Origin of the sequence: Parafrankia sp. EAN1pec, from assembly GCF_000018005.1 — a bacterium.
Lineage (GTDB): Bacteria > Actinomycetota > Actinomycetes > Frankiales > Frankiaceae > Parafrankia > Parafrankia soli.
This window is the reverse complement of sequence record NC_009921.1, coordinates 4819515-4842197: the sequence shown is the minus strand read 5'-3', so window position 1 is coordinate 4842197 and position 22683 is coordinate 4819515. Positions and strand designations below refer to the sequence as shown.

18 protein-coding genes and 2 pseudogenes are annotated in these 22683 nt (G+C 73.2%); 4 read left to right on the top strand and 16 right to left on the bottom strand.

What is annotated here, in order from left to right; genetic code table 11:
* Positions 1–372 precede the first annotated feature (372 nt).
* A complete protein-coding gene (locus FRANEAN1_RS19705; protein WP_020461583.1) occupies positions 373–1476 on the top strand; it encodes a nitroreductase family protein in 1104 nt (367 codons plus the stop codon).
* A 53-nt stretch (positions 1477–1529) separates the two neighbouring features.
* On the opposite strand, the gene FRANEAN1_RS19700 is transcribed toward FRANEAN1_RS19705, so the two are convergent.
* The 3 genes from FRANEAN1_RS19700 to FRANEAN1_RS19690 all read right to left on the bottom strand — a co-directional run bounded on the left by FRANEAN1_RS19700 (position 1530) and on the right by FRANEAN1_RS19690 (position 3809).
* Entirely contained in the window at positions 1530–1976 is a 447-nt protein-coding gene (locus tag FRANEAN1_RS19700) for an SsgA family sporulation/cell division regulator (RefSeq protein WP_020461582.1), read from the bottom strand.
* Between the two features lie 150 nt (positions 1977–2126).
* The gene (locus FRANEAN1_RS19695; protein WP_020461581.1) at positions 2127–2771 is read right to left on the bottom strand and encodes a superoxide dismutase family protein; all 645 of its coding nucleotides are present in this window, start codon (positions 2769–2771) and stop codon (positions 2127–2129) included.
* Between the two features lie 174 nt (positions 2772–2945).
* Complete coding sequence (locus FRANEAN1_RS19690) at positions 2946–3809, bottom strand: helix-turn-helix transcriptional regulator (RefSeq protein ID WP_020461580.1); 864 nt, start codon at positions 3807–3809, stop codon at positions 2946–2948.
* A 125-nt stretch (positions 3810–3934) separates the two neighbouring features.
* Between FRANEAN1_RS19690 and FRANEAN1_RS39215 the strand changes: the two are divergent.
* Positions 3935–4717 (top strand): annotated as a pseudogene (locus FRANEAN1_RS39215) (ABC transporter ATP-binding protein); the annotation flags it as partial.
* On the opposite strand, the gene FRANEAN1_RS19680 reads toward FRANEAN1_RS39215, so the two are convergent.
* The 12 genes and pseudogenes from FRANEAN1_RS19680 to FRANEAN1_RS43715 all read right to left on the bottom strand — a co-directional run.
* Positions 4654–6396, bottom strand: coding sequence for an NAD(P)/FAD-dependent oxidoreductase (locus tag FRANEAN1_RS19680; RefSeq protein ID WP_020461578.1), 1743 nt, complete (start codon positions 6394–6396; stop codon positions 4654–4656). The pseudogene FRANEAN1_RS39215 and the gene FRANEAN1_RS19680 sit on opposite strands and share 64 nt — an antisense overlap.
* Before the next feature lie 23 nt (positions 6397–6419).
* Entirely contained in the window at positions 6420–6731 is a 312-nt protein-coding gene (locus FRANEAN1_RS19675; protein ID WP_041254405.1) for a DUF1330 domain-containing protein, read from the bottom strand.
* Between the two features lie 127 nt (positions 6732–6858).
* Positions 6859–8013 (bottom strand): acyl-CoA dehydrogenase family protein, encoded by a 1155-nt coding sequence (locus FRANEAN1_RS19670; RefSeq protein ID WP_020461576.1) that lies wholly within the window; start codon positions 8011–8013, stop codon positions 6859–6861.
* A gap of 30 nt (positions 8014–8043) precedes the next feature.
* Entirely contained in the window at positions 8044–9429 is a 1386-nt protein-coding gene (locus tag FRANEAN1_RS19665) for an FAD-dependent oxidoreductase (RefSeq protein ID WP_020461575.1), read from the bottom strand.
* A 311-nt stretch (positions 9430–9740) separates the two neighbouring features.
* Positions 9741–10532, bottom strand: coding sequence for a TetR/AcrR family transcriptional regulator (locus FRANEAN1_RS19660; protein WP_347176678.1), 792 nt, complete (start codon positions 10530–10532; stop codon positions 9741–9743).
* 93 nt (positions 10533–10625) lie between these two features.
* Complete coding sequence (gene ccrA / locus FRANEAN1_RS19655; RefSeq protein WP_020461573.1) at positions 10626–11975, bottom strand: crotonyl-CoA carboxylase/reductase; 1350 nt, start codon at positions 11973–11975, stop codon at positions 10626–10628.
* 18 nt (positions 11976–11993) lie between these two features.
* Complete coding sequence (locus FRANEAN1_RS19650) at positions 11994–13145, bottom strand: acyl-CoA dehydrogenase family protein (RefSeq protein WP_020461572.1); 1152 nt, start codon at positions 13143–13145, stop codon at positions 11994–11996.
* Positions 13127–14209, bottom strand: coding sequence for a hydroxymethylglutaryl-CoA lyase (locus FRANEAN1_RS19645; protein WP_020461571.1), 1083 nt, complete (start codon positions 14207–14209; stop codon positions 13127–13129). The genes FRANEAN1_RS19650 and FRANEAN1_RS19645 overlap by 19 nt, the downstream gene beginning before the upstream one ends.
* On the bottom strand, positions 14196–16298 hold the full coding sequence (locus FRANEAN1_RS19640; RefSeq protein WP_020461570.1) for a biotin carboxylase N-terminal domain-containing protein: 2103 nt from the start codon (positions 16296–16298) through the stop codon (positions 14196–14198). Before FRANEAN1_RS19640 ends, FRANEAN1_RS19645 begins: the two co-directional genes overlap by 14 nt.
* 6 nt (positions 16299–16304) lie before the next feature.
* On the bottom strand, positions 16305–17966 hold the full coding sequence (locus FRANEAN1_RS19635; RefSeq protein WP_020461569.1) for a carboxyl transferase domain-containing protein: 1662 nt from the start codon (positions 17964–17966) through the stop codon (positions 16305–16307).
* A 164-nt stretch (positions 17967–18130) separates the two neighbouring features.
* Positions 18131–18799, bottom strand: a complete 669-nt coding sequence (locus tag FRANEAN1_RS19630) for a TetR/AcrR family transcriptional regulator (RefSeq protein WP_020461568.1) — start codon at positions 18797–18799, stop codon at positions 18131–18133.
* A gap of 52 nt (positions 18800–18851) precedes the next feature.
* Positions 18852–19575 (bottom strand): annotated as a pseudogene (locus FRANEAN1_RS43715) (SDR family oxidoreductase); the annotation flags it as partial.
* Positions 19576–20097: 522 nt separating this feature from the next.
* Between FRANEAN1_RS43715 and FRANEAN1_RS19620 the strand changes: the two are divergent.
* On the top strand, positions 20098–20784 hold the full coding sequence (locus FRANEAN1_RS19620) for a TetR/AcrR family transcriptional regulator (RefSeq protein ID WP_020461565.1): 687 nt from the start codon (positions 20098–20100) through the stop codon (positions 20782–20784).
* A 188-nt stretch (positions 20785–20972) separates the two neighbouring features.
* Positions 20973–21755: a DUF899 domain-containing protein gene (locus FRANEAN1_RS19615; RefSeq protein ID WP_020461564.1), complete on the top strand. Its 783-nt coding sequence runs from the start codon at positions 20973–20975 to the stop codon at positions 21753–21755.
* Between the two features lie 112 nt (positions 21756–21867).
* On the opposite strand, the gene FRANEAN1_RS19610 is transcribed toward FRANEAN1_RS19615, so the two are convergent.
* Positions 21868–22650 (bottom strand): ABC transporter ATP-binding protein, encoded by a 783-nt coding sequence (locus FRANEAN1_RS19610; protein WP_020461563.1) that lies wholly within the window; start codon positions 22648–22650, stop codon positions 21868–21870.
* Positions 22651–22683: the final 33 nt, after the last annotated feature.

The following is a 22683-nucleotide window of genomic DNA, read 5'->3' as shown; positions in this document are numbered from 1 at the left end:
GCGCCGTAGGCCGTTCGCCCATGTCGCATCGGCCGCCGCCGCCGGGACGTCCGGCTCTGAGCGGGAGCCCCGCGGCGCGCCGGCCACCTCGCCGCGGCGCCCGGCGGCGGGCGGGCGGCGAGCCGACCGGGCTTGACGGGTGTCGAGGGGTGCTGGCGGGCCCGCGCCCGGCGCCGCGGGCGGGCCCCGGCAGCGGTCCCCGGTGGCGGGCGCGGACGTGACGGATCTGGCGTCCACGGCCCCCCGCACGCCGGCACGATGGTCCCGTCGGGCACCCTGCGGTTGGCCCGCCGCCGACTACCGTGGACACGGGCCGTGCCGGGCACGGTGCGCCCGCAACACGCCACCGCACGGCGAGGGGAGTTCGCGATCATGGAGTCGGTGACGGCGGGAGTCGGTCGCGAGGTGGCAGTCGAGGTCGTGACGACGGCTTCGCTCGCACCGTCCATTCACAACACCCAGCCGTGGCGGTGGCGTCTCGCCGACGGCCGGCTGACGCTGCGGCCGGACGTCGAGCGGCGCCTCGCCGTCCTCGACCCGGACGGGCGGCAGCTCCTGGTGAGCTGCGGCGCGGCGCTGCTGCACGCCCGGCTGGCGTTCCGGGTGCTCGGCTTCGAGCCGGTGGTGGAGCTGCTGCCGGAGGCGACCGGTTCCGGCGGGCTGGAGCCGGTGCTGTCCGGTGGCCTGGTCCTCGCGTCGATGGGGATCGGCGGGCGGGCGGCGCCGACGGATTCCGACCGGCTGCTGTTCTCGGCCGCCGGGGCCCGGCACACCGACCGTCGGCCGTTCGAGGCACGCCCGCTCGCCGGCGACCTGGTCGACCGGATGCGCCGCGCCGCCGAGTCCGAGGGCGCCTGGCTGATGCCGCTGTCGCACTCCGACCAGCGGCTGGACGCGGCGGTGGTCGCGGCCCGGGCGGACTGGGCGGAGCAGGCCGACCCCGCCTACCGGGCCGAGCTGGCGTCGTGGCGGCGTGGGCAGGGCCCGACCGCCGACGGGGTGCCGACCGGCGTGGCCTCGACCCATCACCCCGAGCGGGCCAGCGACTTCCCGCTGCGCGACTTCGACACCCGCGGCGCGCCGGGCATCGCGGCGCCGCGTTCCGAGGAGGCCGACGGCGGCGCCGACGCGGACGCGGGTCTCGCCCCGACCGTCGAACAGCGCCCGGAGGAGCTGCCGTCGGTGGAGCGCCCCGCTGTCGTCGTGGTCGGCACGGACGCCGACCAGGCGGAGGACAGGCTGCGCGCCGGGCAGGCGCTGGCGCGGGTTCTGCTCACCGTGACCGCGGCCGGCGCGGCCGCGTCGCCGATGGGCCAGCCCATCGACAGCGACGGGTACCGTTCGGTGATCGAGCGGATGCTGAGCATCGCCGGGCACGTGCAGATGATCCTTCGGGTCGGCTATCCCCGCCGGGACGCGGTGGCCTCCGCGCTGACCCCGCGGCGCCCGATCGGCGAGATCCTGACCTTCGGTTAGCTCCTGGGCGGCGGGCCGGGGGCCCGCCGCCGAAGCCACCGGCAGCCGGCCCGTCAACCGCGGTCGAGGGCCGCGAGACCCAGGTCGAGGTCCAGGTCGAGGTCGATGACGGCGCTCTCCGCGGAGGCGGGCACCCGCTCGTAGGTCCGCCGGACGAAGTCGGCGACCCGGGACGCCGGCAGTTCGACGGTGACCGGCCCGCCGGGGCTCGGAAGATCGACGGTCAGCAGGCGCCGGCGCTCGCGCAGCACCGGCGCGATCCGGATGGTGCCCTCCCCCACGGGCCGCTCGTCGCCCCCGGCGAGGAGCTCCCGTGCGAAGGTCCACGCGAGGACCCGCTGGTCCGGAACCCGCGTGCGCAGGGTGATCGCGACCGGGTCGAGCGGGTCGAAGCGGACGGTGACAAGCACCGGAACCCGCTTACCCGCCTCGTCGCCGGTCAGGTAGGTGGCGTTGACGTCCATGGTCACGGCGTTGGACACAATCGGACGGCCCCTCATGAGATCCTCCCCACCCTCGGTGTTGTACCTCACGGTGTCACCCGAGACGGGGCGACTGCACCCTGCCTTGGTCCGCAGGAGCGGGGGACGAAGGACCGTCCGTGGCCGCCGCGGGCCGCGCCGCACCACGGCGCGGCCCGCACGGCGCGGTCAGGACTTCTCGATCACTCCGCAGGCGATCCGGTCGCCGGCGTCGCCGGTCGCGTTGGTCCGCTCGTCCGGGCCCGGCGTCGGGGCGCCCTGCGCGGTGTAGCGGTCGGGGATGTGGGCGAGGTTGTCGGGCTGGGCGTGCACGATTACCGCGGCGCCCTGGCTGCGCAGGTCAGCGAGCTCGAAGCGGTCCGTCTGCGCCCGCAGTTGCGCCGTGCCGTCCTTGTCGACCAGCAGCGGCGGCAGGTCGCCGGCGTGGTCGCCGTGCACGGTCGCCTCAGGGTTGAAGTGAGCGCCGGCGGTGCTGAACGGGCCGTCGGCGGCCTTCGGGTCGCACACCGGCTTCTGGTGGATGTGGAACCCGTGGTAGCCGCCGGCGGGCAGGCCGTGCAGGCTGCCCTCGACCCGCACCGCCCCGTCGACGGGAGTGAGGGTGACGGTGCCGACCTCGGCTCCGGTGGCGTCGTGCAGCACGACGTCGAGGCTGCCGGCGGCGCCGGTGGCGGGCGCAGACGTGGCATCGCCGGACACCTCCGGCGCGGACGCGGCGGCGGGGCCGTCGTCGGAGCCGCACCCGGCCGCCAGGGCCAGGCAGGCCGCGGTCACCGCGGCGGTGAGGACGGTACGGGACAGGGGACGTCGCAAGACAGCCTCCAGGGCGGCGGATGTGCAGCAGGCGGCGGCCCGGGCGCGTGCGCGGCCAGGATCTGGGCCGGACACGGCGCCGGGCCTGGTAGACGGCCCAACCCTACGAAGCGTTCGGGCTCTCGGTCGCCTCCCGACCACCGAGTGTCGCCATGGCGATAGGCCCGGGGCGGCTCAGCGCTCGATCGCCGCGGCCAGGCGGTCGAGGCGCGCCGTGAGGCCGTCCGGGGTCGTGCTGTCGACGCTGAGGCGGTTCATCAGCTCCTCGTACCGGTCGACGTCCTCCGGCCGGTCAAGGTCGATCGCGCCGGTCAGGTGCTCGAGGTGGACGACGTCGGGCAGCTCGGGCTCGGCGAAGCGCAGGATGGTGAAGGCACCGGTGGCGACGTGGCCCCCGTACTCGGCCGGCAGGATCTGGATCACGATGTTCGGCGTGGCGGCCAGCTCCCGCAGGTGTGCGAGCTGTGCCCGCAGCACCTCGGCCGAGCCGATCCGCGGCCGCAGCGCGGCCTCGTCGATCACCGCCCACAGCTTCGGCGGGTCGGGCCGGGTGAGCAGCCGCTGCCGGGTGATCCGCATCTCGACGGTGCGCGCGACGGCCCCGGTGCTCATCGTGCCCGGGTTGCTGGTCTGCGCGACGGCCGCGCGCGCGTAGTCCTCGGTCTGGAGCAGGTCGGGGACGAGGTGCAGATGGTAGCTGCGGATCAGGGTCGCGGCGCTCTCCAGCCCGAGGTGGGCCTCGGACCAGCCGGGCACGACCTCGGCGTAGCGCCGCCACCAGCCGGGCCGGTTGGCCTCCCTGGCCAGGTCGAGGATCGGCGCCCGGTCGGCCTCGGCGACGACGCCGTAGAGCGTGAGCAGGTCGGCGACGTCGCGCACCTTGCAACCGACCCGGCCCAGCTCCATGCGGCTGATCTTCGAGTCGGAGGCCCGGATCTCGTAGCCGGCGTCCTCCCGGCTGATGCCGGTGGCCTCGCGCAGGCTCCGGAGCCGCGCTCCCAGCATGATGCGCTGCGCGATCGGCCCGCCGTTGGGCACGGTGTCCTCCTCGCCGTCACGGTGGTGGGCTCACCGCGGGTATCCGGCATCTCAGTATCTTCGAATTTTTCCATGCCTTGACGGTCAGCATGCAGCCAGGTACCGCGAGCGTGGATGATGTGCTCATGAGGTCGAGGACCCGACCCGCGGCAGCCCCGGCCGTGGGTCTCGCCCCACCGGGGACGGCGCTGGCGTTCGACGGCGTCGGCATGACGTTCCCGGACGGGACGCGGGCGCTGGAGGACATCTCGCTGCGCGTCGGGGCCGGCGAGATCGTGGCGCTGATCGGGGCGTCGGGCTCGGGCAAGTCGACGCTGCTGCGCATCGCCGCCGGGCTCGCGGCGCCGACGAGCGGCTCGGTGCTCGCCGGGCCGGGTTCACCCGGCTACATCTTCCAGGACCCGACACTGCTGCCCTGGCGGACGGTCGAGGGCAACATCGGGCTGTTCGCCGAGCTCGACGGCGTCCCCCGGGCGCGGCGCGACCGCCTGGTGGCGGACGCGATCACCATGACCGGCCTGCGCGGCTACGAGCGGTACCGGCCGCGGGCGCTGTCGGGCGGGATGCGGATGCGGGTGTCGCTCGCCCGCGCGCTGACGGCCCGCCCGTCGTTGTTCCTGTTCGACGAGCCGTTCGGCGCGCTGGACGAGATCACCCGCGAGCGGCTCGGTGACGAGCTGCTGCGCCTGCACCTGCGGGAGGGGTTCGCCGGGCTGTTCGTGACCCATTCGGTGGTCGAGGCCGCGCTGCTGGCCAGCAGGGTAGCCGTGCTGTCCGCCCGCTCGGGGCGGCTGCTCGCCGAGATCGAGATCCCGTTCGGCTACCCGCGCGAGTCGTCGCTGCGTTACGACGCCGCTTTTGGACGGGTCGCACGCGAGGTGTCGGAGGCGCTCAAGGACTCGTTCGCCGGGCCCGGACTCGCCGGCCCTGGAGAATCCGGGCCTGGCGCCGCGGGCGACGCCACCGGCCCAGCGTAGATCAGCCGGTGCGCGGCGGCGGACGCGCGGCGGCGGACGGGGCCGGCCGGGCCGGCGTCGCGCAGCGCCACCGTGGCCGCCATGGCGCCCGGCCCGCCGTGCGCACCGCCGCCGGGATGTGCTGACATCGACGCCAGATAGAGCCCGGGGATCGGGGTCTCCGGGCGGCCCAGGCCGGGCACCGGGCGGAAGATCAGCTGCTGGTGCAGGGCGGCCGTCCCGCCGTTGAGGGCGCCGCCGCGCAGCACGGCGTCCTGGTCCTCCAGCCGTCGCGGCGACTGGGTGTCGCGGCTGAGAATCAGCGACCCGAAGCCGGGGGCCGCCGCCTCCAGCTTGCGTTCCACCCGCTCGAGGAGGCGGGCGGTGTCGTCGCCGTCCCAGCGGCCGGTGACACCGGCCCCACCGGCGTCGCCCCGGGGGGACTGCGGGAGGTGGAAGTACGCCCACGCGCTCTGCGTCCCGGCCGGCGAGCGGCCCGGGTCGGCAGTGGTCATCTGGCCGAGGACGAGGAACGGGTCCGCCGGCACGAGCCCGCACGCCAGCTGCGCGGACATCATCGTCAGATCGTCCATGGTGCCGCCGAGGTGGACGGTGCCGGCGTCCGCGATCCGGCGGTCGGACCACGGGATCGGCCCGGCGAGCGCCCAGTTGACCTTGAAGGTCGAGCTGTCCCACTGGAAGCGGGCCAGGTCGGTGAGCAGGCGGGCGGGGAGATGCTCGTCGCCGACCAGGCGCCGATAGAGGGAGACCGCGTCCACGTCGGCGAGCACCGCGCGCCGGGCGCGCACGGCCGTCCCGTCGGTGAGCCGCACGCCACGGGCCCGGCCGGCGGTGACGATCACCGCGTCCACCTCGGCTCGAGTGCGCACCACCCCGCCGCGGGAGCGCAGCCGGTCGACGAGGGCGGCGGTCAGCCGGCCCGCGCCGCCACGCGGCACCGGGAAGCCGACATCCTGGCCGAGCATCGCCAGCAGCCAGCCGATCAGCGCCGATCCCGCCGACTCCGGCGCCAGGTCGGTGTGCAGCGCGCTGCCGGCGACCAGCAGTCCGGCGCCCGCGCCGGCGAATTCCTCCGCGGCGAACCGGCGGACGGGCAGCATCGCGAACCGGGCGAAGCGCAGCGCGTCGGCGGCCCCGAGCGCGCGGGCGAGCCGTGCGCCCGCCCGGACCGGCGGGAACGGGGCGGCCAGCAGCGCCTCGAGCAGCGGGTCGCGGACCCGTTCCCACAGTGCGACCTGCGCCCGCCAGGCCGCCGCGTCGGCCGGGGCGTAGGCGGCGAGGGATGCGGCCGTCCCGTCGAGGTCGGTGGACAGCACCGCGCAGCGGCCGTCCGGGGTGGGGTGGGCCAGCACCCGCGGGGCGTGCAGCCAGGTCAGCCCGTGGTCGGTGAGGTCGAGCGCGCGCAGCGCCGGGGACCGCGCGGCGAACGGGTAGAAGGCGCTGAACAGGTCGGTACCGAACCCGGGCGCGGTGACCTCGGCGGAGCGGCAGGCCCCGCCCGGCTCGTCGGCGGCCTCGCACACGACGACGTCCCAGCCGGCGTCGGCGAGCCGGTTCGCCGCGACGAGGCCGTTCACCCCCGCGCCGATGACGACCGCGTCCGCTGTCATCACCCGGGCGCACGGCATGTCGGTCAGGCTCGGCGGGCCGGCATCTCGAACCCGGAGAGGAGCACCGCGTTGCAGTCCGCCGCGGCCTGCCGCACGGGCTTCGCGCGCTGGTAGTCGTCGGACTCGTACCAGGCACGGGCCGCGTCCGCCGACGGGAACTCGAGGACGACCGTGCGGTTCCCGTGCCACTCCCCCTCGAGCAGCTGGACGTCCTCGTCCACGGCGAGGACCTTGGCACCCGCCGCGGCGACCGAAGGACCTGACAGGCGGCTGTAGGCCGCCATACCTTCGGGATCCTTGATGGCCTCGGTCAGGATGACGTATCCCTTGGGCATGTGCTCTCCTGTGCGGTCGCGGTGCATGGCGTGGGACGGGCCATTTTCTCCCCACCTGCGGCTGGTGCGCGACCGCTGCGCTCAGCCGATCATCCTCAGCCTGCTGTGAGGGCCGTGGCCGCGGCCCTCACGGCAGGCCGCCCCGCGCGACGAGCTGGGCGGCGATGACGTTGCGCTGGATCTCGTTGGTACCCTCACCCACGATCATCAGCGGGGCGTCCCGGAAGTAGCGCTCGACGTCGAACTCGGTGGAGTACCCGTAGCCGCCGTGGACCCGGATCGCGGCCAGCGCCACCTCCATCGCGACCTCCGAGCAGAAGAACTTGGCCATCCCCGCCTCGAGATCGGCGCGCTCGCCCGTGTCGTAGCGGCGGGCGGCGTGCAGCAGCAGCTGGCGGGCCGCCGTCAGCTTGGTGGCCATCTCCGCGAGATGGTTGCCGACCGACTGGTGCCGCCAGATCGGCTGGCCGAACGACTCGCGCTCCTGGGCGTAGCGCAGGGCGTCGTCGAAGGCGGCCCGGCCGACCCCGGTCGCCCGGGCCGCGACCTGGATCCTGCCGATCTCCAGGCCGCGCATCATCTGCCCGAAGCCCCGGCCCTCGACCCCGCCGAGCAGCGCGTCCCGCGGCACCCGGCAGTCGGTGAACGACAGCTCGCAGCTCTCGACGCCCTTGTAGCCCAGCTTGGGCAGGTCCCGGGAGATCACGAACCCGGGGACCTTCTCCACCAGCAGGATGCTGATGCCCCGGTGGGCAGGCTCGGCCGCGGGATCGGTCTTGCACAGCAGCGCCACCAGGCCGGAGCGGCGCGCGTTACTGATCCACGTCTTGGTGCCGTTTACCAGGTAGTCCGCGCCGTCGGGCCGGGCGGTCGTCCGCATCGCCTGCAGGTCGGAGCCGCCGCCGGGCTCGGTCAGCGCCATCGTGGCGCGCAGCTCGCCGGTGGCCATCCGCGGCAGGTAGCGCCGCTTCTGCTCCTCCGTCCCGAACGCCAGCAGCAGCTTGGCGACCACCGTGTGCCCGCCCATGGCACCGGCCAGGCTCATCCAGCCGCGGGCCAGCTCCTCGGTCACCAGGGCGTAGCAGACGGTCGAGACGTCCACCTGGCCGTACGGTTCGGGGATCGCCAGGCCGAAGACCCCGAGCCGCTTCATCTGCCCGATGAGCGCCTCGGGGTAGGCGTTGGCGTGCTCGAGCTCGCGCACCACCGGCCGGACCTCGCGGTCGACGAAGTCCCGGACGGTGTCGACGACTGCCCGCTCCTCCGGGTCGAGCTCCGTCATACGTCGAGCTCCGTCATGTGTCGAACGCCGTCACGAGGCGATCCGGCGCTCCAGCGCGATGTCGAGCAGCTCGTCGGTGAGGACGCGCTTGACACGCGGCCGGCCGGCGGACTCCCCCGAGGAGCGCTCGACGGAGTCGATCAGCCGCCAGCCCTCCTCGGTGACGAGGTGCGGCTGGCGGCCGCGCAGCCAGGTGTCGATCTCACCGACCGGGTCGAACGCGGCGCCCCGGTCGTGGCGGCGCAGCGTGCCGTCGGCGACGTCCGCGAGCAGCCGCGCGACGGTCTCGCCGGCGCACTTCTTGTTCGTGCCGATGATCCCGGTCGGGCCGCGCTTGATCCAGCCGGCCACGTACTCGCGCTCGACGCCCTCGACCCGCCCGTTCACATTCGGGATGACCCCGCGGCGGTCGTCGAACGGCAGCCCCTCGATCGACCGGCCCTTGTAGCCGACGGCGCGCAGCACCAGGCTGGTCGGGACGGTCTCCCGCTCACCGGTGTCGACGGCGCTGACCCAGCCGTCGTCGCCGACCTTCAGCGCATTGCGGGCGAACACGATCTCCTCGACCCGGCCGTCTCCGCGGATCTCCAGCGGGGTGCGCTGGAAGCGCAGCGCCACCCGGCGCGCGCCCGCGGGCACCGGGTTCTGCGCGTACCCGCGCATCACCGCCAGGTTGCGCTTGACCAGGCGGGACAGCGCCTCCTCGCCCTCCTGCTCGGCGACCTCGGCCGGGTCGACGTCCACCCCGGACTCGGTGAACTCGGGCAGCTCCTTGAGTTCCGCGGTCGTGAAGGCCGCCTGCGCGGCGCCGCGGCGCCCGACGACCAGGACCTCCTTGAGCGCGCAGGCGCGCAGTGCGTCGAGGGCGTGGTCGGCGATGTCGGTGCGGGACAGCCGCTCGTGCGGCGAGCAGAGGATGCGGGCGACGTCGAGGGCGACGTTGCCGGCGCCGATCACGACCCCGCGCTCGCCGCTGAGGTCGAAGGTGAGGTGCGCGTAGTCGGGGTGCCCGTTGTACCAGCCGACGAAGTCGACCGCGGACTCGCTGCCGGGCAGGTCCTCACCGGGGATCCCGAGGCGCCGGTCCGTCTGCGCGCCGACGGCGTACAGGACGGCGTCGTAGCGCGCGGTCAGCTCCTCACGCGTGACGTCCTTGCCGACGTCCACATTGCCGAAGAAGCGGAAGTTCTCGTGCGCGGCGATCGCCGCGTACACGCTGGACACCGCCTTTATCTTCGGATGATCGGGGGCGACTCCGGAACGCACCAGGCCCCACGGCGTGGCCAGCCGCTCGTACATGTCCACCCGGACCGGTACGTCGTGCTGTTCCAGCAGCGAGGCCGCCGCGTAGAAGCCCGACGGACCGGATCCGACCACCGCGACGGTCAACGGCGCGGCCGCAGCTCCCTGGGGCATCGATACACTCCTCCAGCCGAATTCCCGCTGATGTCCGCCCGTCACCTGGGCGTCGACCGCCGACGCGATCGCATCCCTGACCGGTGCGGCTCGGGCGCCGTCGCCCCTGCAGGTCGCGACCGCGCCGTACCGGCCACCTCAACGCAACGTAGAGAAGCGCGCTTCCGGGCGCAAGAACTGCGATGACGGAATGCGGCCGGCGGCCCGCGGTCCGCCACCCGCCCGCACCATTCCATCCATCACCGTCACCGCATTTCCGATTGCGACGGATTTGCCCCGCACGACAGAAGCCGGCCCGGCGCGAAGGCTGCTCAGCCGCGGGCGGCGCCCAGCGCCATCGTGTGCAGCATCACGGCCATCTCGGCCCGCTGTAGATCGGTCGCGCTGTGTGGGGTGGAGTTGATCAGACCGAACAGCGCATGGGTACGCGCCCGCGCGGTCGGCGCGTCGAGCTCGGGCCGCACCTGCCGCAGGACGTCCACCCACTGCTCGACATAGGCCCGCTGCAGCCTGCGGACCTCGCGCTCGGCCGGCTCCGGCAGGCTCCACAGGTCGCGGTCGTGGATGACGATCAGGTCTGGGTTGTCGAGCGCGAACTCGACGTGCCCGCGGACGAGCAGGTCGAGGGTCTCCAGGGCGGAGGCGCCGACCCGGCGGGCCTCGCGGGCCGCATCGAGCAGGTGCTGGCTGATGCCGACGAGCAGCTCGACGAGCACCGCGTCCTTGCTGGGGAAGTGCCGGTAGATTCCCGGGCCGCGGATGCCGACGGCGGCGCCGATCTGCTCGATGCCCACGCCGCGGAAACCGCGTTCGGCGAACAGCCGGGCGGCCGCCCGCAGCAGTTCGTCGCGCCGGGTTGCCCGGGCCGGGGTGCGCGCCCTGACGCGCGGTTCGGCCGGGCTCGTGACAGCGGACCCACCGGCATCGCTGTTCCGACCGGATTCACTGCTCTTGCCGGCGCCCCGGCCCGAGTCTGAATGCGCGACGGAATCGGGATGGGCTCCGGAGTTGGCGTTCCGGGCAGCGGCTGGCGGCTGGCGGCTCTTGGCCTGGCCGGAGGCGGGCCGCTCGCCCGGGGCGGACCGGACGATTTCTGCTGGCACCGGAACACTCCTCCCAACTCGCAGGCTACCAGCCCCGCCCGCCCACGACGCGCACTCGGCCGCGACGCCCGGCCGGCGGGCGCGGCGCCGCTCCTACACGCCGCGGAAGCGGTTGATGGCGGTGAGGTGACGAGCCCGGGTCTCCTCGTCACGAACCCCCAGCCCCTCCTCCGGCGCCAGACACAGCACCCCGACCTTCCCCTGATGGGCATTGCGGTGCACATCGAGCGCCGCCTGCCCCGTCTGGGCCAGCGGATACACCTTCGACAACGTCGGATGCACCATCCCCCGCGCCACCAGACGGTTCGCCTCCCACGCCTCCCGGTAGTTCGCGAAATGCGACCCGATGATGCTCTTGAGGTTCATCCACAGGTACCGGTTGTCGTATTCGTGCATGAACCCGCTCGTCGACGCGCACGTCACCACCGTCCCACCGCGACGTGCCACGTACACCGACGCGCCGAACGTCTCCCGGCCCGGATGCTCGAAGACGATGTCCGGGTCCTCCCCACCGGTCAGCTCCCGGATCCGCCGTCCGAGGCGCTTCCACTCCCGTGGGTCCTGCGTCCGCTCGTCCGACCAGAACCGGTACCCCTCCGCCGCCCGGTCGATCACCAGTTCCGCGCCCATCGCCCGGCAGATCGCCGCCTTCTCCGGCGAGGACACCACACACACCGGGATCGCCCCGCCGCGCAACGCCATCTGCGTGGCGTAGGACCCCAGTCCTCCTGATGCTCCCCAGATCAGTACGACGTCGCCCTGCTTCATGTTCGCCCCGTTACGCGACACCAGCTGCCGGTACGCCGTCGAGTTCACCAACCCCGGCGCCGCCGCCTCCTCCCAACTCAAATGCCCCGGCTTCGGCATCAACTGGTTCGCCTTCACCAACGCCAGCTCCGCAAGACCACCGAAATTCGTCTCGAACCCCCAGATCCGCTGCTCCGGATCCAGCATCGTGTCGTTGTGACCCTCGGGACGCTCCAACTCCACCGACAGACAGTGCGCCACCACCTCATCCCCCGGGTGCCACGCGTGTACTCCCGGCCCCGTCCGCAGCACCACCCCCGCCAGATCCGACCCCACCACGTGATACGGCTGGTCATGCTTCTTCGCCAACGGAGACGACCGCCCGTACCGCTCCAGGAACCCGAACGTCGACAACGGCTCGAAAATCGACGTCCACACCGTGTTGTAGTTCACCGACGACGCCATCACCGCCACCAGCGCCTCACCCGGCCCCAACTCCGGTGTCGCCACCTCATCCACATGCAACGACTCCCGCGGATCCTTGTCCCGCGACACCCGCCCCTCGAACATCCCCACCTCGGACTTGCGCACCACCACACCCCGGTACGACTCCGGCACCGCCAACGCCGCGAACTCCGCCCGCCGCTCCGGCGAACGCGCGTCGCCGGCCATGATCGCTTCGACAATCCGCTTCACAGCTGGCTGCTCCGTCCGTCAGACGCCGAGGTGGCGCGCGATCAGCATCTTCTGCACCTCGCTGGTGCCCTCACCGATTTCGAGAATCTTGGAGTCGCGCCAGTGCCGTGCCACCGGGTACTCGTTCATGAATCCGTACCCGCCGTGGATCTGGGTCGCCTCGCGGGCGTTCGTCACCGCCGCCTCGGAGGAGAACAGCTTCGCCATCGCCGCCTCCTTCTTGAAAGGCAGGCCAGCGAGCATCCGCCACGCGGCGTCGTAATAGGCCGTCCGGGCTACGTAGGTCCGGGTCTCCATCTCGGCGAGCTTGAACGCGATGGCCTGGTTTCGGGCGATCGGCGCGCCGAACGCCTCCCGTTCCTTGGCGTACTTCACGCTCTCGTCCACGCAGGCCTGCGCCAGGCCGACGGAAAGCGCTGAGATGGCGATGCGGCCCTCGTCGAGAATGGACAGGAAGTTCGCGTATCCGCGGCCCCGCTCACCGAGCAGGTTCTCCGCCGGGACCCGCACGTCCTGGAACGACAGCGGCCGGGTGTCCGAGGCGTGCCAGCCGACCTTCGAGTAGGGCGCGCCCGCGCTGAAGCCCGGCGTCGGCACCGGGACGATGATCGAGGAGATCTGCGGCCGGCCGTTCACCGGCTCCCCGGTCACCGCGGTCACTGTCACCACCCGGGTGATGTCCGTCCCGGAGTTCGTGATGAACGCCTTCGACCCGTTGATCACCCATTCGTCACCGACGAGCTGGGCCGTGGTGCGGGTGCCGCCGGCGTCGCTGCCGGCGCCCGGCTCGGTCAGCCCGAAGGCACCCAGCGCGCGGCCGCTGGCCAGTACCGGCAGCCACTCCTCACGCTGCGCCTCGGTACCGAACCGGTAGATCGGCATCGCCCCCAGGCCCACCCCGGCCTCGAGGGTGATCGCCACCGACGAGTCGGCCCGCGCCAGCTCCTCGATCGCCAGGCAGAGCGCGAAGTAGTCGGCGCCCTGGCCGCCATAGGACTCCGGGAACGGCAGGCCGAACAGGCCCATCTCGGCCATCTGCGCGATGATCTCGTACGGGAAGGTCTTCGCCTCGTCGTGCCCGGCGGCCGCCGGGGCGACCACCTCCCGGGCGAACTCCTCGACCGTCTTGCGCAGGGTCTCGTGCTCTTCACTCAGCCGGCTGTCAGGCATGGCCCGTCTCCTTCTCCTGCTTCACTACATCCGTCCGCCGTGGCACCGTCCTCGGCGAGACCGTCCTCGGCGAGCCGCGCTGCCAGCGCGTGCACGACTCGTGACGGGCTCGGCCGGCCCAGCCGCTCCCCCATCCACACGCTGGTGCGCACCAGCGCCCCGAGGTCGACGCCGGTGCCGACGCCGAGGCCGTGCAGCATCCAGACGAGGTCCTCGGTGCCGAGGTTGCCGGTCGCGCTCCTCGCGTACGGACAGCCGCCGAGGCCGCCCGCGGACGAGTCGACCGTGCGCACCCCGGCGCGCAGCGCGGCAAGGGTGTTGGCGAGAGCCTGGCCGTAGGTGTCGTGGAAGTGCACCGCGAGGGTCCCCGGGCCGATCCCGGCCGCGGCCAGCTCGGCGAGCAGGGCCTCGACGTGGCCGGGGGTGGCCACTCCAATGGTGTCGCCCAGCGACAGTTCGTCAACACCGAGGTCGACCAGGCGCCGGGCGATCGCGGCGACCTGCCCGGGCGGGACGGCGCCCTCCCACGGGTCGCCGAAGCACATCGACAGGTAGCCGCGGACCGCCAGGCCCCGGGCCCGGGCCGCCGTCACCACCGGCTCGAACATCGCCAGCGACTCGTCGACCGTGCGGTTGAGGTTGCGCCGCGCGAAGGTCTCGGTGGCGCTGCCGAAAACCGCGATCTCGCCGGCCCCGGCCGCCAGGGCCCGTTCCAGCCCCCGCGTGTTCGGGACCAGCACCGGCCGCCGGGCGCCCCGCGGCGGCGGGCCCAGCAGCTCCAGCAGCTCCGCCGCGTCGGCGAGCTGCGGAACCCAGGCCGCCGGGACGAAGCTCGTCGTCTCGATCGCCCGCAGCCCGGCGCCGGCGAGCCGCCGGACGAACTCCGCCTTGACCGCCACGTCGACGACCGAGGCCTCGTTCTGCAGCCCGTCGCGAGGGCCCACCTCGTAGATCGTCACCGACTCGGGCAGGCCGTCCGCCCGGTGGACGTCCGGCTGGAGCCCACCTGGCTGGCGCGCGTCGGGCCGGTACGGGTCGGGCCGGCGCGGATCAGGCTGGGGCATCGGCCGCTCCCGCGGGCCCGTCGGCCGCCCCGGCTCCGTCCGCCACCCCGTCGGGCGCCGGCTCGACGACCGCGAGCAGCGCGTCCAGCGCGACCGAGTCGCCGACCCGGACGAGGACGTCCTTCACCTGGCCGGCGACCGCCGCGACCACGGTGTGCTCCATCTTCATGGCCTCGACGACCACCAGCGGGGCACCGGGCTCGACGACGTCGCCGGGGGCCGCCCGCACGTCGACGACGGTGCCCGGCATCGGGCTGCGCGCCTCGCCGCTGTGCTCGCCGGCCGCCGCGTCGGCGCCGCCCTCCGCCCGCCGCTCCGCGAGCGCCCAGGTGAACCCGTCGGCCCCCACCCAGATCGTGCTCCCGCTCGCGGCCACCTGCCACCGCCTGGTCCGGCCGTCGACCGTGACCAGCGCGTCCGCGGGCTGACCCGGGGTGGGCGCGGGCAGCCAGTCGAGCTCGGCCGCGCGTGGCCCGCCGCCGTCCAGGCGGACCAGCAGCCGGCCGTCGGCGGCGCGTTGCACCGCGACCTCGCGTGCCGGCGAACCCCCGGCCCCGCCGGGAGCGGCGACCGACCAGCGCGACCAGGCCCGTTCGCCCAGCCGCCAGCCCGACGGCACGTCCCAGGGGTCGACGACCGATCCGGTCGGCACCATCCCGACCGCGCCGACCAGCCCGAACACCTCCAGGGCGTCGTCCGCCGTGGGCTCGCCGGGCAGGCCCTGCCCGGCGGGATCAGTGAGTGCTTCGAGGTGCCGCTCGACCAGACCGGTGTCGAGGCGACCGGAACGGGTGTCGGGATGGCCGATCAGGCGGCGCAGGAAGCCGATGTTCGTGGTGACGCCCAGCAGCGTGGTGCCCGCGAGCGCGGCGTCGAGGCGGGCCAGCGCACCCGCCCGGTCCGGCGCCCAGGCGACGATCTTGGCCAGCATCGGGTCGTAGGTGGCGGCGACCTCCGTACCCGCCCGCAGGCCCGAGTCCGTGCGTACCCCCGCGCCCGCCGGCTCCCGTAGGACGAGGACGTCCCCGCCGGTGGGCAGGAAGCCGCGGGCCGGATCCTCGGCGTACACCCGGGCCTCGACGGCGTGACCGGTCAGGCGCACCTCGTCCTGGGTGATCCGCAGCGGCTCGCCGGCGGCGACCCGCAGCTGCTCGGCGACCAGGTCGACGCCGGTGACCAGCTCGGTCACCGGGTGCTCGACCTGCAGCCGGGTGTTCATCTCCATGAAGAAGAACTCGTCAGGCCGGTCGGTGCCCACGACGAACTCGACCGTGCCGGCGCCGACATACCCGACGGCGGCGGCGACGTCGACAGCCGCACCGCCGATGCGCGCCCGGGTTGCGGCGTCGAGCAGCACCGACGGCGCCTCCTCGACGATCTTCTGGTGGCGGCGCTGCAGGCTGCACTCCCGCTCGCCGAGGTGGATCACGTTGCCGTGGGTGTCGGCGAGGATCTGCACCTCGATGTGCCGGGGGGTGTCGACGAACCGCTCGACGAACAGCGTGTCGTCGCCGAAGGACGCGGCGGCCTCCCGGCGGGCCGAGCGCAGCGCCTCGGCGAGCGCGGCGGGCTCGCGCACGAGCCGCATGCCCTTGCCGCCGCCGCCGGCGGCCGGCTTGACCAGCACCGGGTAGCCGATCTCGGTCGAGGCCGCGACCAGGTCGGCGTCGGACATCCCCGGCTCGACGCGGCCAGGCACGACCGGGACGCCGGCCGCGGCAACGGTGCGCTTGGCCGCGATCTTGTTGCCCATCAGCTCGACGACCCGCGCGGACGGGCCCACGAACACCACACCGGCATCGGCGCAGGCCTGCGCGAACACCGGGTTCTCGGCGAGGAAGCCGTAGCCGGGGTGCACCGCCTGCGCCCCGGTCGCCGCCGCGGCGGCGAGCACCCGCTCGATGTTGAGGTAGGAGTCGAGCGCGCGGGCCGGGCCGAGGCGCACCGCGACGTCCGCCTCGGTCACGTGCCGGGCGCCCGCGTCGGCGTCGGAGAACACCGCCACCGAGCGGACGCCGAGCTCACGCAGGGTCCGGATGACCCGGACCGCGATCTCACCCCGGTTGGCGACGAGCACCGTGTGGAACATCGACCCTCACATCCGGAAGACGCCGTAGCCGACCGGTTCCAGCGGCGCGTTCGCCGCCGCCGAGAGCGCCAGGCCCAGCACGGTGCGGGTGTCCGCCGGGTCGATGACGCCGTCGTCCCAGAGCCGGGCGGTGGCGTAGTAGGGGTTGCCCTGCTGTTCGTACTGCTCGCGGATCGGCGCCTCGAAGGCCGCCTGTTCCTCGGCGGACCACTCGCCGCCACGGGCCTCGACGGCGTCGCGGCGGACGGTCGAGAGCACGGCGGCCGCCTGGTCGCCGCCCATCACCGAGATCCGGGCGTTCGGCCACGTCCACAGGAAGCGCGGCGAGTAGGCCCGGCCGCACATCGAGTAGTTGCCGGCGCCGAACGACCCGCCGATCACCACGGTGAACTTCGGCACCCGGGCGCAGGCCACCGCGGTGACCATCTTCGCGCCGTGCTTGGCGATGCCGCCGGCCTCGTAGTCCCGGCCGACCATGAAGCCGGTGATGTTCTGCAGGAACAGCAGCGGGATGCTCCGGCGGTCGCACAGCTCGATGAAGTGGGCGCCCTTGAGCGCCGACTCGCCGAACAGCACCCCGTTGTTGGCGATGATGCCGACCGGATGCCCGTGCAGCCGGGCGACCCCGGTGACCAGCGTCGAGCCGTACTCCTTCTTGAACTCCGCGAACCTGCTGCCGTCCACCAGCCGGGCGATCACCTCGCGGACGTCGTAGGGCGTGCGCGGATCCGCCGGCACGACCGAGTAGAGCTCCGAGGTCGGGTACAGCGGTTCCTCGGTCGGGGTGACGTCCCACGGGCGCGGCGCGCGCGGCCCGAGGCCGGCGACGATGCGCCGCACGATCGTCAGTGCGTCGGTGTCGTCGGCGGCCAGGTGGTCGGTGACACCGGACTTCCGCGAGTGCAGCAGGCCGCCGCCGAGGTCCTCCGCGCTGACGACCTCGCCGGTCGCCGCCTTCACCAGCGGCGGGCCACCGAGGAAGATCGTTCCCTGGTTGCGGACGATCACCGCCTCGTCGCTCATCGCCGGGACGTACGCCCCACCGGCGGTGCACGACCCGAGCACGGCGGCGATCTGGGCGATGCCCCGGGCCGACATGGTCGCCTGGTTGAAGAAGATCCGGCCGAAGTGCTCGCGGTCCGGGAACACCTCGTCCTGCCGGGGCAGGAACGCGCCACCGGAGTCGACCAGGTAGACGCACGGCAGCTGGTTGTGCAGCGCGACCTCCTGGGCGCGCAGGTGCTTCTTCACCGTAGTCGGGTAGTAGGTGCCGCCCTTGACGGTGGCGTCGTTGACCACCACGACGCACTCGCGGCCCGAGACCCGGCCGACCCCGGTGATGATTCCCGCGCCTGGCGCCTCGCTGTCGTACATCCCGTCGGCGGCCAGCGGAGAGAGCTCGAGGAACGGGCTGCCGCGGTCGAGCAGCGTGTCGAGACGGTCGCGGGGCAGCAGCTTGCCGCGCTCGACATGCCGGCGGCGGGCGGCCTCGGACCCGCCCAGCGCCGTGCTGGCCAGCCGGCCCCGCAGTTCCTCGACGAGGTCCGCGAACGCGGCGGCGTTGTGACGGGCGGGATCGCCCTTGGCATCGACCAACGTCCGGAGCGGCTCGGCGGGCTCCGCGCGCCCCCCGGGCACCGGGCGGTCGATGTTAGCGTCGACTAACATGCGACGGAGGCTAGCGGTCGCGAGCCCCCCTGTCGAGCGGTGCCGACTTCCGCAGCTTTGCCGGCCCGTTCCGGGGGACGACGGCAGCCGAGGCGAGTTGCGTCAGCCACTCCATGCGCTGTTGCGGCAACACGCGTTGGAGCGGGCCTCGGCCGGTGGGGACGTCAGTCCGGGCGCAGGCTGCGAAGGAAGAGGCGGACCGCGACCTGGGTGTGGCGCTCCAGCAGCGCGGGGTCGCGGACGATGCCGAACGAGGCCAACCGGGCCGGTGCCGCGGAGACCATGCCGAGGAAATGCTCGGCGAGGATCTCGGGGTCGTCCGCGGCGATCGCTCCGGTGGCCGCGTGCCGGTTCAGCAGCTCGACCACGAGCAGCCGGCGTGGGAAGGCGCCGGCTGCGTGGGTGCGGCGGGCGAGCTCGGGGAACCGGGAGGCGTGGGCGATGGCGATCCGCCCGAGCCTGACCATCGACGGGTCGAGGGCGCGGCTCAGCGCGGTCTGCGCGATCGCCGTCAGCGCCCCCTCCAGGTCGTCGAGGTCCGGCGGTTCCGGGTCCGGCGTCGGCCAGTCACGGCGCAGCGTCGCCCACTCGAGGACCGAGCAGAAGACCTCTTCCTTGCTGGTGAAGCGGGCGTAGAGCGAGGCCTTGGTCGTGCCGGCCGCGCGGGCGATCGCGTCCATCGAGGTGCCCTCGTAGCCGTGCTCAAGAAACAGCCGCAGGGCGCTGTCGCGGACGGCGTCGTCGAGCCTCGCCGTCTCGTCGAGGGTGGGCCTGCCACCGCGGCGCGGCCGTGCCGGGCCGGCGGGCTGGGTCTCGGAACGGACCGGCGGCATGGGGAAAGTCTGCCAGATCTCGACGCGGGCGGGCAGCCGGCGGGCGGCTGTCAGCGGGGGCCGCCACGACCGAGGGGACTCTTGTGGCGGCCCCGTTGCGCAGCACGGCGTGGACGACGCGGACGAGTTCGTCGGGGGCAGCAGGGGGTCAGGTAGCCGTGGGCAACCCAGACCGGATGCATCTCGGCCGCGAGGCCGCGTTCCCACCGGAGGAGAACTCCGTCATCGAATTTCCCTCGCCGCCGGAGCAGTTTCCGACGACGACCCGGGTGAATCCGACCGCAGGATGCTCGACCCGCCAAGCCTCGATCACTTGTCGAGCGCCGTCTTGCTCACCGCGTAGGAGCCCAGACCCGGCCATGGATCCGTCGACGAGGCGCTCACCGTCGAAAGATACGCCCCGTTCCGCCGGACTCGGTGAGACAGGGAATCGCCGCGGCGGTGATCCGCGCCGCGCCGATCACATTCGTGTCGAAAGCGCGCCGCCAGGTCTCGGCATCGACATCGGTGAGCCGGGCGAGCGGGCCCACAGCCGGTGTGTAGACCAGGGCGTCGATACCGCCGAGGCCCTTTGCCGCCTCAGTGCTCGCCTCCTGGCAGGACTCCTCCCGCGTCACGTCACACTCGATGGCGAGCGTTCCCGGACCCGCCTCCTCGGCGGCTTCGACGAGCCGGCCGCGGCGCCTGGCGAGTAAGGCCGTCCGCTCGCCGCGCTACGCAAGACCGATGCCGATGCACCGGCCCAGCCCACTCGACGGCCCAGCCCACTCGACGATCCGACAACGACTGTCCGCATCGCTGCACTCCCGGCTCGGTCGACGACGTGGCAGGTGCCGCCACCAGGGCGGACGGTGTAGCAGTGGCCTCACGCGGACCTGCCGTCCGGCGCCAGCCGGCCCCGGACCCGGACCCGGGCCCGGACCGCCCGGGCGCGCCGGCGCCCCGCCGTCCGGTGGACGGGCCGCCGGACGCCCAGTGGGTGGGCCGGAAGCCGCTCAGCAGACCCACGCCCCCGAGGCCGGCGGGCGGAGGGGACACACTCCGGTACACACCGGTTGATCGACGGAACAGGCTCTATAGCCGATCACCGGCTAGTATGGTCGGCACACCTGGCCACCACGCATACCTCCGAGACCGTTACGACACCCCGCCATACAACATCCCGCCATACAACATCCCGCCGATACGGCAAGCGCCGATACGGCACCGCGCCGAAACAGCACCGACACGGTCGGGCCGCCCGAATATCGCTCCGATATACCACACGGGCACGGATACCGCACGAATAGGAGAAGGAATTGTCGACGGCCGCGCCGGTTGATCGCGAGAAGCCGAACGGGCCTCGCTCGCGCAAGGGCGCCGCGACGCGCGCACGGCTGCTCGACGCGGCCAAGGCCGTCTTCGAGAAGGACGGTTTCCTCGAGGCCCGGATCTCGGACATCGCCGAGCAGGCCGGGCTTTCCCACGGGTCGTTCTACCACTACTTCGACTCCAAGGAGCAGATCTTCCGCGAGGTCGCCATGGAGATGACGGACTTGCTGAACGCTCCGCTGAGCACGTCGATCTTCCTGCCGTCCTCGACCGCGGTCCCCCGGGAGCGGATCAGGGCGGGCATCCGCACCTACCTCGAGAGCTACCGCGCGGAGGCGCGGATCATCGGGGTGATCGAGCAGGTGTCCCGCTACGACGCCCATCTCACCGACGAGCGGTTCGAGCACCAGCAGCGCGACCGGGAGCGCGTCGTCGGCTCGATCCGGCAGCTACAGCTCCTCGGCCTGGCGGATCCGGACGTCGACCCCGCGATCGCCGCGCACGCGCTCGGCGCGATGGTCTCCCGGTTCGCCGAGATGTGGTTCGTTCAGGGGTTGGTCGACTGCGACTTCGACGAGGCCACCGACCAGCTCGCCAGACTTTTCGCGAGCGCGCTGCGGCTGCGCGACCGGCCGGACGAGGACGGCCGGCCCTCCCCCGCTTCCGCAAAGTAAGAGCTGCTTTCAGTTTGCGAGGTGCGTTCAGCCTGCGGGTGCGCTCGGGTCGCCAGGGGCTCGCAGCCCGCGAGTGTTCCTCGGCCGAGGGCCCCCGCCGCGATGAGTTCCGGCCGAGTCGCGGGTCTGTTCTCGTGTCGTAGGACGTCGTACGACGCTGCCCGGCACGAGACACCATGGAGGACACCATGACGACCACGCCGGACGACCCGACCACCGCGCTGCCCGGCCGCCCGCCCGTCGTTGACCTAGCCACCTGGCAGACCGCCCGTGACGAGCTCCTGGTCCGCGAGAAGGCCCACACCCGTGAGGGCGACGCCCTCGCCGCGGCCCGCCGCCGGCTGCCGATGGTGGAGCTCGACGGGACGGTCGAGGTCGTCGGACCCGACGGCCCGGTCCCGTTCCTGGACCTGTTCCAGGGCCGCGACGAGCTCATGGTCTACAAGCACATGTGGTACGACGGCGCGCCGCACCAGGGGCAGTGCGAGGGCTGCACCACCACGGCCTGGCACCTGAAGGACGCTGTCTACCTCAACGCCCGCGGCGTCTCGTTCGCCATCCTGACCACGGGCCGGTGGGACGAGGTGGCCTCCTACGTCGAGTTCATGGGCTACACCCAGCCCTGGTACTCGGTGCGCGACGTGGACGCGCCGGTCGGCGGCAGCATGGGTTACCTCACCTGCTTCCTGCGCGACGGCGACCGCGTGTTCCTCACCTACTCCACGACGGGCCGTGGCAACGAGCCGGTCAACGGGTCCCTCGGCCTGCTCGACATGACACCCTACGGCCGCGGCGAGGCGTGGGAGGACAACCCCGAGGGCTGGCCCGAGGGGCGCAGCTCGTGCTGGTTCTGGCGCTCGGACGCGGACGGGAACGCCACCTGGGGCCCGACCAGCCGCCCCGTGCCGCAGTGGACCCGCCACGGCGCGACCCCCGTGGAGTCCCTCGGCCGGCACGGCCACCGCCGCTGACGCACCTTCGTCGACGGCATCGGCAAAGTGGTGATCGGGCTGTTGGAACCGGCCGTCTGAGGACCAGAGCGGGCTGCCGGACACGACCCCGCGCACGGCAGCCCCTTCGGGGTCAGTGCACCGGGTCGAAGGCCTGCGTGACCACTCCCGTGGCCTCGGCGCTGCTGCCCGTCCAGGAGACCGAGCCGTGGTCGAGGACGATCACCCGGTCACACAGGTCCAGCGCGTGGCCGACCTGCTGCTCGACGATGAGCAGCGACGTCCCCTCCCCGCGCAGCCGGCGAAGGGTGTCGTAGAGCTCGGCGACGATGATCGGCGCGAGGCCCAGCGACAGCTCGTCGGCCACGAGGACCTTCGGGATCTCCACCATGACCCGGGCCATCGACAGCATCCGCTGCTCGCCACCGGACATGCTGCCCGCGAGCTGCCCGCGGCGCCGGCCGAGCACCGGGAACATCTCGTAGGCCAGCTCGAGGCCGCTGCGGACACCGCGGCGGCCGCGGACCCGCCGGAACGACAGCGAGAGGTTCTCCTCCACCGTCAGCGTCGCGAACACCGAGCGGCCCTCGGTGGCGTGCGCGACGCCGGCCCGGGCGAACCGGTACGGCTTGGAGCCGGTCATGTCCTTGCCGGCGACGAGAACGGATCCCTCGGTGGGGACCACCAGGCCGGAGGCGACCCGGGCGACGGTCGTCTTGCCCACCCCGTTGGAGCCGACGAGGGCGAGCGCCTCGCCGGGCGCCAGGGTGTACGAGACACCGAACAGTGCCCGGAACGGGCCGTAGGCAGCGGTGACGGATCGGAACTCGAGCACCGGGGGCACGGACGTCTCCCCGGCAGCCGGCGCCGTCTCATCCACCGGCGCCGTCCCGGTCGCCGACGTCGTCTCAGTCACTGCGCCACCTCGATCGCTCGCACCTCGACGGCC